The 10,547-nt window shown below is 60.3% G+C and carries 9 protein-coding genes; 6 read left to right on the forward strand and 3 right to left on the reverse strand.

Translation table 11 applies throughout. The features are described 5' to 3' along the window. A partial coding sequence (locus ACIY1O_RS17140; RefSeq protein ID WP_487047378.1) for an AraC-like ligand-binding domain-containing protein occupies positions 1 to 245 on the reverse strand: 245 nt, incomplete at its 3' end. A gap of 180 nt (positions 246 to 425) precedes the next feature. Between ACIY1O_RS17140 and ACIY1O_RS17145 the strand changes: the two genes are divergently transcribed. Next, positions 426 to 1,205 carry a cyclase family protein gene (locus tag ACIY1O_RS17145; protein WP_397476304.1) on the forward strand — a complete coding sequence of 260 codons (780 nt, stop codon included), beginning with the start codon at positions 426 to 428 and terminating at the stop codon, positions 1,203 to 1,205. Between the two features lie 23 nt (positions 1,206 to 1,228). Next, positions 1,229 to 2,818 (forward strand): phytoene desaturase family protein, encoded by a 1,590-nt coding sequence (locus ACIY1O_RS17150; protein WP_397476305.1) that lies wholly within the window; start codon positions 1,229 to 1,231, stop codon positions 2,816 to 2,818. 98 nt (positions 2,819 to 2,916) lie between these two features. On the opposite strand, the gene ACIY1O_RS17155 is transcribed toward ACIY1O_RS17150, so the two are convergent. Next, positions 2,917 to 3,600: an LOG family protein gene (locus tag ACIY1O_RS17155; protein ID WP_487047379.1), complete on the reverse strand. Its 684-nt coding sequence runs from the start codon at positions 3,598 to 3,600 to the stop codon at positions 2,917 to 2,919. Between ACIY1O_RS17155 and polA the strand changes: the two genes are divergently transcribed. Both polA and ACIY1O_RS17165 read left to right on the forward strand, forming a co-directional pair. After that, positions 3,599 to 6,316: a DNA polymerase I gene (polA, locus tag ACIY1O_RS17160; RefSeq protein WP_397476306.1), complete on the forward strand. Its 2,718-nt coding sequence runs from the start codon at positions 3,599 to 3,601 to the stop codon at positions 6,314 to 6,316. The genes ACIY1O_RS17155 and polA overlap by 2 nt on opposite strands. A 31-nt stretch (positions 6,317 to 6,347) precedes the next feature. Next, a complete protein-coding gene (locus ACIY1O_RS17165) occupies positions 6,348 to 7,133 on the forward strand; it encodes a dienelactone hydrolase family protein (protein WP_397476307.1) in 786 nt (261 codons plus the stop codon). A 129-nt stretch (positions 7,134 to 7,262) separates the two neighbouring features. Here the strand turns inward: ACIY1O_RS17165 and htpX are convergent, their stop codons facing one another. Next, positions 7,263 to 8,150 (reverse strand): protease HtpX, encoded by an 888-nt coding sequence (gene htpX, locus ACIY1O_RS17170; RefSeq protein WP_397476308.1) that lies wholly within the window; start codon positions 8,148 to 8,150, stop codon positions 7,263 to 7,265. Positions 8,151 to 8,392: 242 nt separating this feature from the next. On the opposite strand from htpX, the gene ACIY1O_RS17175 reads away from it, so the two are divergent. Beyond that, positions 8,393 to 9,274, forward strand: a complete 882-nt coding sequence (locus ACIY1O_RS17175) for a DMT family transporter (RefSeq protein WP_397476311.1) — start codon at positions 8,393 to 8,395, stop codon at positions 9,272 to 9,274. Positions 9,275 to 9,356: 82 nt separating this feature from the next. After that, entirely contained in the window at positions 9,357 to 10,310 is a 954-nt protein-coding gene (locus ACIY1O_RS17180) for a sulfurtransferase (protein ID WP_397476309.1), read from the forward strand. Positions 10,311 to 10,547: the final 237 nt, after the last annotated feature.

Raw genomic sequence — 10,547 nt, forward strand, 5'->3', positions numbered from 1 at the left:
AGGAAGTCGTTGAGGCAGTCGGGTTCGATGCTGACGTCGGCCCCGTAGCAAAGGCGGTTGATGGATGCATTGCCTAGCGGCAGATGGTCCATAAAGGCATCAAGCTCTTGGCGCCGGCCCAATACACCAAGGTCGTGCGGCTTGAAGACGCGACCGACCGAGCTGCGGGTTTCGTCAAGGTCGCGGGAATGGAAGAGTCGAACGGGCGTTTCGCCCTTAGAAGTAGATATTGACCGCAAGTTCATGGAAGCAGACCTCCAAGGAACGGTTCGCGCCTAGGCAAAGATGGGCGCGGTTCGCGCAGATGACTGCATGGATGATTTAAGTTTAAACTAAGTGAACATAAAACCCATACAGACAAACCCAGGGGGCGCGGGTTCGCAAGCGCCTCTACTATTATCTTACAAAACCTAACGGAGACCACAATGAGTAATACTTCCCCCAGCTTCGTCGAGCTTATGGCCAAGGGCGATTTCAAGGTCATCGACCTAACTCACACGCTGTCACCCGACTTCCCGCCCCTGCAGCTTCCGCCCGAGTTCGGACAGGTTTCCGCCTTCAAGATTGAAACCATCTCGCAATACAATGAGGCGGGGCCGGCGTGGTACTGGAACAACTTCACCTGTGGCGAACATACCGGCACGCACTTCGACGCGCCCGTACACTGGATTTCCGGCAAAGACGTTCCCAATAACTCGGTCGATACCATTGCCCCGGAAAACTTCATTGCTCCGGCTGTGGTGGTGGACGCCACGGAGGAAGTCAGCCAGAACGAAGACTGGGTACTGACGCCCGAATTCCTTCAGGCCTGGGAGGCCAAGCACGGCCGCATTCCAGAGGGCAGTTGGGTCTTGTTCCGCACAGGTTGGTCCCAGCGGCTTAGCGATCCCGCCTCGTACGTCAACATGCGCGAAGATGGCGCGCACACCCCCGGCCCCAGTCAGGAAGCAGTCGAATGGATGATCAAAGAGCGCAATGTGCATGGCTTTGGCGTAGAGACCATCAACACCGACGCGGGGCAGTCGTACGGCTGGTCGGTGCCCTATCCTTGCCACACGTTGATGCATGGCGCCGGAAAGTACGGTCTGCAGTGCCTGAATAATCTTGACCAGCTTCCCCCCACCGGCACGGTCATTATTTCGGCGCCGCTAAAAATCCAAAACGGTTCCGGCAGCCCGCTGCGCGTGCTGGCCCTGGTGCCCTAATACGTCGCAACGCAGGAGGACCCATGAGCAAGAAAGAAGCCCAGATCATCGTCGTCGGCAGCGGCATGAACTCCTTGGTGTGCGCCGCTTTGCTGGCCAAGTGGGGCAAGTCGGTAATCGTTCTCGAGCGTAACGACAGGCCAGGGGGATGCATACGCACCGAAGAGCTGTTTCCGGGTTTTCAACACGAAGTCTTGTCTTCGTGGTACCCCTTGTTCATGGGCGGCGCCGCCTACCCCGAACTCAAGGACGATCTGGGGGCGTTGGGAATAGAATTTGTTTCCAATGGCTACACTACTGGTGTGGCGATGCCGGATGGCCGCACGCTGGCCCTGCGCCAAGATGTAGAAGACGCCGTGCAACGCATCGAGGCTGTCGCCCCGGGCGATGGCAAGGCGTTCGGCGCCATGGCTGGCCAGCTTTTCGGCAAGGACGCCGCACTCACCTTCGGCCTGTTGGGTAATTCCCCCTACGATTGGAAGGTCGGCCGCCTGCTGTTTTCCGAGTGGCGCAAGCGCGGTACCGATGGTTTGCTCGGCTATGCCGCCGAGTCGCTGGAAAGCTTCCGGCGCTGGAGCGACCGCGAACTTTCTTCTGATCTAAGCCGCGCCATGATGGCCCCCTGGGTGCTTCATACGGGTCTGGGCCCGGACGACGCCACCTCGGCGCTGATCGGCAAGCTTACCTTTGCGGCAGTGGTCGCCGGCGGCATGCCGGTCGTCAAGGGCGGCAGCCAGAAACTCGTGCAAGCCCTGCAGGCTCTTATCGAGCGGCACGGGGGCCAGGTTATCACCAGCGCCGAGGTAACCGAAGTGCTCACTTCAGGCGATCGTGCAACAGGCGTGAAAGTCGGTGAGTCCGTGTACGCTGCAAGCGAGGCGGTGGTATGTAATGTCACTCCGCCCCAGTTGTACGGACGCCTTTTGCCCCAGGCTGCGCAGCCGGTGCGCGAACGAGCCGAAGCCTATGCATTTGGACGTGGTTGCATGCAGATCCATTTCGCTTTGAATGGCCCGGCCCCCTGGAGCGACCCAGAGATGCTGAAAGTGCCCCTGGTACACCTCGCCGACAGCCTCGAGTCTGTCTCCATGTCGGTTGCTGAAGCCAATAACGGTCTATTGCCGCGTAACCCCACGGTGGCCATCGGCCAACCGACTGCGGTCGACCCAACAAGGGCGCCCGACGGAAAATGGATACTATGGCTGCAACTGCAAGAAATGCCCTCTCGCATCAAGGGTGATGCCGCGGGGCAGATCGACGTGCCGGCCGATGGCATGTGGAACGACGCGGTGCGCGAGGCAATGGCCGACCGCGTGCAAGCGCGCATCGAAACCGTCCTGCCCGGGCTTTCCAGCTTAATTATTGGCAGGCGTGCTTTTTCTCCGGCTGATCTTCAAGCCCTGAACTGCAACCTGGTAGGGGGTGATCCGTATTCAGGCATTTGCTCGCCCGACCAGTTCTTCTGGCTGCGTCCCTTTGCGGGGGCGAATGGCGCCAAGGCGCATAAAACTCCCTACAAAAACGTCTATCACATCGGCGCCTCTACGCACCCCGGCCCAGGCCTGGGCGGCGGATCAGGCTATCTGGCGGCCCAAGCACTGTCACGCAAATAACCGGCTGCCCGGTGCGTCAGTGCGCGTCGGGCGCCCGCTGGGGCTCCGGTGAAGAAGGCTCTCGAAAAAAGCATCCGGGCATGATGAACCCGCGCGGTTCACTCTGTGGGCAGTATTGCGCCGGTGCTCAGATGCTCGGCATAGTCAGAGCAGAAGTCTTCGATTTGTTGCATTACCTCGTCGATGTCATCGCTGATGACGACCAGGTCGAGGTCGTTGGGGCCGATAAGCTTGTGGGTAAGCAGTTGTTGTCGCATCCAGTCGAACAGCCCCGCCCAGAATTCGGCGCCCATGAGCACAATCGGAGCGGGCGGCACTTTACGGGTTTGTACAAGCGTCATCACCTCGAAGAGTTCGTCTAGCGTTCCGAATCCGCCCGGCATGGCAATGTAGGCCGCACTGTGCATGAAGAAGGTGGCTTTGCGCGAATAAAAATACTCGAATTGCAGGCTATGAGTCTGGTAGCGGTTATTGGTGGTTTCGCGGGGCAGACTGATGTTAAGCCCTATACTGGTACCGCCGGCCGTAAACGCCCCTTTGTTGGCGGCCTCCATGATGCCCGGGCCGCCCCCCGCGATAACAGGCAGGCCGGCCTGGGCCAGACGCTGGCCCAACTGTTCGGTTAACTCGTAATACGGAGAATCGGGCTTGATTCGGGCGCTGCCAAAAACGCTGACGCCCCAACCCACCTGCTGGAGTGTATTCGCCGCCGCCTGCATCTCTGACATAATCTGGGGAATTTGGTCTGCCGCCGATGCGCGAATTATTTTATTTACTGTCATGAAAAAAACCTTGTTGCTTGTTGATGGGTCCAGTTATCTCTATCGTGCCTATCACGCCTTGCCTGATCTGCGTAATGCCAAAGAAGAGCCAACTGGCGCCCTTTATGGTGTGGTTTCCATGTTACGTAGACTGCTTCAGGATTACAAGGCAGACTACGCGGCCTGTGTATTCGACGCCAAGGGCGGCACTTTTCGTGACGACATCTACCCGGAATACAAAGGGCACAGGCCCGACATGCCGGACGACTTGCGCGCCCAGATCGAGCCCATACATAAAGTCGTGGCGGCGTTGGGCTGGCCGGTGCTGGCCGTATCAGGCGTCGAAGCCGACGATGTGATCGGAACACTGGCAAGACGCGCCACGGCGCTGGGCGTGCATACGGTGATATCAACCGGAGACAAGGACATGGCCCAACTGGTGAGCGAGCACGTAGAGCTCGTGAACACCATGAGCGGAGAAAAATCCGATGTGGAAGGCGTACAGCGCAAATTCGGTGTGCGGCCAGACCAGATCATCGACTACCTTATGTTAACAGGCGACGCGGTGGACAATATCCCCGGGGTTGAGAAAGTAGGGCCCAAGACCGCGGCCAAATGGCTCAATGCTTACGATACGCTGGATAATCTCATCGCTCACGCAGATGAAATCAAAGGTGTAGCGGGAAACAACCTGCGCCAGGCCATTCCGAACTTCGAAATGACGCGCAAGCTGGTTTCGATCAAGCTCGATTGCGAAATTCCCTTCTTTGACGACGAACTTGTCGATCTGGTTCCCAAACAGCCCGACACTCAGGCTCTGATCCAGCTTTATGACGCGTACGGCTTTCGTACGTGGCTGCGCGAACTCAGCGGCGATGCCGAGCGCATTCCCGAGCAAGATGCACGCATCGCTCCCGAGCTGCCCGAGGCGCCGGCCGAAGTCGAGTACGAAACCGTCCAGAGCCGCGAAGCGCTGGACGCCTGGCTGGCCCGCCTGCGCGACGCCGACCTGGTGGCGCTCGACACCGAAACCACTTCCATAGACCCCATGCAGGCGCGTATTGTCGGCCTGTCGTTGTCGGTGGAGCCGGGCCGCGCCTGCTACGTGCCGCTGGCGCATCGCGGGCCGGACAACCCTAGCCAACTTCCCATGGACGAAGCCTTGGAGTGCTTGCGCCCCTGGCTCGAAGACCCAAAGGCCGCCAAGCTTCTGCACAACGCCAAATACGATACCCACGTCTTCAAGAACGAGGGAATTACCCTGGCCGGGGTTACCGAAGACACCATGTTGCAATCTTATGTGCTTGAGTCTCATCGGCGCGTCAATATGCAAGAGCTCGCCCAGCGTTGGCTGGGCCTTACCGGCACGACCTACGAAGAATTGTGCGGCAAGGGCGCCAAGCAGATCTGCTTCGATGAAGTTGAGCTGGCCAAGGCGTCGATCTATGCTTGCGAGGATGCCGACTACACCCTGCGCCTGCACCAGGTGTTGCGTCCACAGGTGGCCGCCGAGCCGGGTTTCGAGCGCATTTATCAGCTTGAGATGAAGGTGTCTGGCGTGCTTGCCACCATCGAGCGTACCGGCGTGAAAATCGATGTCCAGGCCCTGGGCGCGCAAAGCCACGAGCTGGGCCAGAAGATGTTGCAGCTTGAACAAAAAGCGCACGAACTCGCAGGGCAGCCGTTCAACTTGAACTCTCCCAAGCAACTGGGCGAGATCCTGTTCCAGCGCATGGAGCTTCCCGTGGTGCGCAAAACGGCGGGGGGCGCTCCCTCCACCGACGAAGACGTGCTGACCAAGCTGGCACGCGATTATCCCTTGCCTCAGGTGCTGCTTGAATACCGTGCTGTGTCCAAGCTCAAGTCCACATATACCGATAAGCTTCCCCGGATGGTCGACGCGCGCAGCGGCCGTGTGCATACTCGCTATTCGCAGGCCGCCGTGGTTACGGGCCGGTTGGCCTCTTCCGACCCTAATTTACAGAACATTCCGGTACGAACCGCCGAGGGTCGCCGCGTGCGCAGCGCCTTTGTGCCTGAAAGCGGCAAGCTGGCTTCGGCAGACTATTCGCAAGTCGAGTTGCGGGTAATGGCTCACATGTCGGGCGATGAAAACCTGCAAAGCGCCTTCGCCAGGGGCGAAGACATTCACGCGTTTACAGCATCAGAGGTTTTCGGCGTGCCGCTGGCCGATGTGTCGTCCGAGCAGCGCCGCGCCGCCAAAGCCATCAACTTCGGTCTGATCTACGGCATGGGCGAATTCGGCCTGGCCTCCAACCTGGGTATCACGCGCGATGCGGCCCGCTCGTACATAGACCGCTATTTCACGCGTTACCCAGGTGTGGCCGCCTACATGGAGCAGACCAAGCTCAAGGCGCGCGAACAGGGTTACGTCGAGACGGTGTTTGGCCGGCGGCTGTGGTTGCCCGACATTCGTGGCGCCAAAGGGCCGCGGCTGGCGGGCGCCGAACGCGCGGCCATCAACGCCCCGGTTCAGGGTACGGCAGCCGACCTGATTAAAATGGCCATGATTGCGGTTCAACAGTGGCTCGACGCCGAGAAGCTCAAGACCGTCATGATCATGCAGGTGCACGACGAACTGGTGCTCGAGGTTCCTGACGACGAAGTCGATCTTGTAAGCGCCAAGCTGCCCGGCTTGATGTGCGACGTGGCCGAATTGGCCGTGCCGCTGGTGGCCGAAGTGGGTTTCGGCACAAACTGGGAGCAGGCGCATTGATCGCCGCCAACCTTTTCAAAGGAGGTTTTTGATGTCTTTTTCACCCATTACGGGCCAGGCCGAAACCGCCATTCAGACGTCGGCGCAGGGCCTGGACCACGGAACATTCAAATTGCCGACCTTCGACGGCGCCATCGATGCCTACTATGCCAGGCCGCAGAATCAATCCAATGCGCCAGTCATTTTGGTCATACAAGAGATTTTTGGTCTCCATGAGCACATTCGCGACATCTGTCGCCGCTTTGCCGCTCAGGGCTATTTTGCCGTGTCGGCCGAGCTTTATCAGCGCCAGGGCGACCCCAATACTTGCGGCAGTGTGCCCGACGTGATCAGCAACATCGTCTCTAAGGTGTCCGACGAGCAAGTGCTGGCCGATCTCGACGCCAGCGCCAAGTGGGCCGGGCAGCAGGGCGGCGATACGTCACGCTTGGGCGTTACCGGTTTCTGCTGGGGCGGGCGCATTACGTGGATGTACATGGAACACAACCCCGGCGCAAAAGCGGGGGTTGCCTGGTACGGAAAGTTGTCGGTGGGGCATGGGCCCCTGCAAAAACGCAACCCGGTCGACGCGGCCAAGACCCTGAACGGGCCCGTTTTGGGCCTGTATGGCGGACAGGACACCAGCATTCCGCTGGAAGACGTGCGCCGCATGGAGGCTGAGCTGGCAGACGGCAATGAGGCTGCCCGGGCCTCCAGTATTATTGTCTACCCCAATTCGGGCCATGCGTTTTTCGCCGACTATCGTCCCAGCTATCGCGAGGAAGACGCCACGGACGCTTGGGCCAAGGCCATCGATTGGTTCAAGGCGCGGCTGTAATATTGCCGCATTCGTCTTACCGAGCAGGGTGGATACGCAAAATGGGCTGCCATGCGGGCAGCCCATTTGCATTTGCGCCTGCTTGCCAAGTTGTCCTTTAAGCGGCCGGCCGGTGCATGGCCAACCGTGTCAACGAGCCGCAGACCCTTGCTGCAGCGCCTGGATGCGCACCTCGATGGGGGGATGCGTGGCAAACAGCGCGCTGATGGCGCGGCCTCCGGAAATGCCCGCAGCCTCGAAATTCTTGGGCAGGTCGCCGGCCTGCACACCGCCCAATCGGGCCAGGGCGCGAATCATGGGCTCACGCGAACCCAGCAGGCGGGCCGAACCCGCATCGGCGCGAAATTCGCGTTGGCGCGAGAACCAGGCAACGATGGTCGAGGCCAGGATGCCGAAGACGATCTCACAGACGATGACGGTGGCGAAGTAACCCAGGCCCACGCCGCCGCGGTCGTTCTTGAGAATCACCCGGTCGACGAAATATCCCACCACGCGGGCCAGGAAGATCACGAACGTGTTGACGACACCTTGTATCAGCGTCAACGTGATCATGTCCCCGTTGGCGATGTGGGCCACTTCGTGCCCCAGTACGGCCGTCACTTCTTCTTCGGTCATGCTTTCCAGCAGCCCCGTGGAAACCGCCACCAGCGCATTGTTCTTGAAGGCCCCGGTAGCGAATGCGTTGGGCGCGCCTTGGTAAATGGCCACTTCGGGGTGGCCGATGCCTGCGCGATCGGCCAATTGATGGACCGTGTCCACCAGCCAGCGCTCGCGCGAGTTTGCGGGCGCCTGCGGGTCGATGACGCGCGCGCCGGTGCTGCGCTTGGCCATCCATTTGCTGATCAGCAGTGAAATGATTGAACCCGTGAAACCCACTATGGCCGAGAAGATCAGTAGTTGGCCAAGATCCATGCCCTGGGCGGTGATGTAGCGCCCCACGCCGAAGACGTTCAGGGTGATGCTTAGCACCACCAAGACGGCCAGGTTAGTCATTAGAAAAAGAAAAATGCGTTTCATGGACTGATTTTCCTGTGTTGCGAACTGTAGTTTTGAAGTTGTCTGGATTTATATGGAGACAGTGCGCAAGGCTTAAAGTGCCCGAGACAAGAAAAATCCAGCCCCGGGCGCCGACGCACTTCCTGGGTTGGCCGGCGCGTTTTGAAGGCGGCCAGGGCCTTCGCACGTGGAAAACGAGCGCGAGGAAAGTATAGTAGCGTCTTTGGTCAATCGCTATCGGGTTATCGATGCAGTCGTTGTGGATGTTGTTGGCGTGCGCCATGTTCGCCGTGATGGGTGCTTGCATCAAGGTATCGGCCGACTTCGGCGCGTCACTGTCGCAGATCGTCCTGTTTCGCGGCGTGCCCTCGGTGCTGCTCTTATTTGCGTGGGCGATGTCCACCGGGCGCAGGCTTCGTCCGCCCAGCTGGAAACTGCATTTATGGCGCAATCTGTCCGGCGTCACAGCCATGTGGATGGGATTTTATGCCTTATCAAACCTCCCGCTGCCCACGGCGGTAAGCCTCAACTACACATCGCCGCTGTTCATTGCCGGCTGGATGATGGTTTCGGGAGCCTTGCAGCGAGACTGGGTGCGGGTGCTGGCCGTTGCCCTGGGGTTTCTGGGCGTGATCGGGGTATTGCGGCCCAGCATAGGCGCGGAGCATTTCCTGGCCGGCTTGCTGGGCCTGGGATCAGGGGCTTTCGGCGCCGTCGCCATGCTACAGGTGCGCCAGCTTGGCAGGGTGGGCGAACCCGAGTGGCGCACCGTGCTGATTTTTTCCGCTTGCGTTTGCTTGACCAGTGTGGCGGGCCTTGCGACCGAAGGCTGGCACATTCCGCAGTTGCCTGCCTGGCTCGGCCTGATAGGGCTGGGCGTATCGGGCCTGGTAGGCCAGCTTGCCATGACACGAGCCTTCGGCTACGGCTCCACCTTGTTGACGGCCGCTTTGCAATACACCACTATTATTTTCGCTGCCATGCTTGGAATTGTTTTCTGGGGTGACCGGCCCGACGTGATCGCCTGGGCAGGCATGACCCTGGTCATCGGCTCGGGGCTGTTGTCGACCTGGCGAACCTACACCGACAGCCGCAAGCGCCGCGCCACCGCCAAACGTGGCCGCTTGAAACGAAACCCGACATGAACGAGTTCGGTCCCAGAGGGTCGAATAGATCAATCTCCAGTACATTAAGCTTTGCGCCAAACGTTTCATCCAGGAGCACACCGTGTCCGACATTCTAATCAGCCCCGCCCAGCTTCAAGACGCCTTGGCACGCGAGCCCTGGCTTATTTTCGACGTCCGGCACGACCTGGCCGACCACGAAGCCGGACGCCGAGCCTTTGTTCAAGGCCATATCCCCGGCGCCATATACCTGGACCACGAAAAGCAGCTGTCCGCGCCGCGCACGGGCCGGAACGGGCGACATCCCCTGCCGCGTCTGGATGACTTAACCGCCTTGATGCACGCGCTGGGCCTGCGTCCCGATTCCAGAGTGGTGGTTTACGACGCCAGCGGCGGCATGTTCGCCGCCCACGTGTGGTGGATGTTGCGCTGGATGGGTCACGAGCATGTCGCCGTTCTGGATGGCGGCTGGCAGGCTTGGCTTGACGCGGGCGGCCAGGTCGAGGCGGGGAAGACGCAAGATGGCCCATACGCCTCAATGCCTGATTCCACTTCATCGCAGGCAGGGCATGCGGCGTTCCACGGCACCGGGGACAAAACGCCTGAAGGTGCTCAAAGTGCCGATGCGGCGGGCGGCGAGCCGAACCAACGGCCAATTGAAAGCATGCCGACGGTCGATGCGAACACGGTGAAGGCCAATCTAAATGACCCTGTCTTCACCATTGTGGACGCCCGGGCCCCAGAACGCTTTCGCGGCGAAGTCGAACCCATGGACCCGGTTGCGGGCCACATTCCAGGCGCCCTGAATCGCCCCAACTCGCAGAACCTGCAAGCCAGCGGTCGCTTCAAGCCATCCGCGCAATTGCGCGAAGAGTTCACCGCCTTGCTGGGCGGTCGAAGCCCCGAACAAGTCGTGCACCAATGCGGCTCCGGCATTACAGCCTGCCACAACCTCTTCGCCATGGAGCTGGCCGGCCTGAGCGGATCGGCCCTGTACCCCGGCTCCTGGAGCGAGTGGTGCAGCGACCCGGCACGGCCTGTGGCCACAGGCGACTAGCACTCGTCGTTTTGATCGAGGCATTCTCACCCGAGCCTCAGCTCGAGCATTAAAGGCAAATCCAAAGCGCAAGACGCAAACGTACGCCTCAACAGCAAGCCTCAACAGCAAGCCGTCGGCGGCGGCGGTGCCTGGAGCGGTCGTCGGAGGGCGCCGCGTTCAGCCTGCCGGCGTGGGGGGGTGTCGGCGACAGCCTGTCTGAGCTCCAAAGCGCGTAGCGCTGAGGGCAATGGAATG

It is taken from the genome of Pusillimonas sp. (assembly GCF_044464525.1).
GTDB lineage: Bacteria > Pseudomonadota > Gammaproteobacteria > Burkholderiales > Burkholderiaceae_B > Pusillimonas.

Coding starts and splice junctions, on each gene's coding strand:
- ACIY1O_RS17145 (WP_397476304.1), top strand. CDS start 426: ATGAGTAATACTTCCCCCAGCTTCGTCGAGCTTATGGCCAAGGGCGAT.
- ACIY1O_RS17150 (WP_397476305.1), top strand. CDS start 1,229: ATGAGCAAGAAAGAAGCCCAGATCATCGTCGTCGGCAGCGGCATGAAC.
- polA (WP_397476306.1), top strand. CDS start 3,599: ATGAAAAAAACCTTGTTGCTTGTTGATGGGTCCAGTTATCTCTATCGT.
- ACIY1O_RS17155 (WP_487047379.1), bottom strand. CDS start 3,600: ATGACAGTAAATAAAATAATTCGCGCATCGGCGGCAGACCAAATTCCC.
- ACIY1O_RS17165 (WP_397476307.1), top strand. CDS start 6,348: ATGTCTTTTTCACCCATTACGGGCCAGGCCGAAACCGCCATTCAGACG.
- htpX (WP_397476308.1), bottom strand. CDS start 8,150: ATGAAACGCATTTTTCTTTTTCTAATGACTAACCTGGCCGTCTTGGTG.
- ACIY1O_RS17175 (WP_397476311.1), top strand. CDS start 8,393: ATGTTGTTGGCGTGCGCCATGTTCGCCGTGATGGGTGCTTGCATCAAG.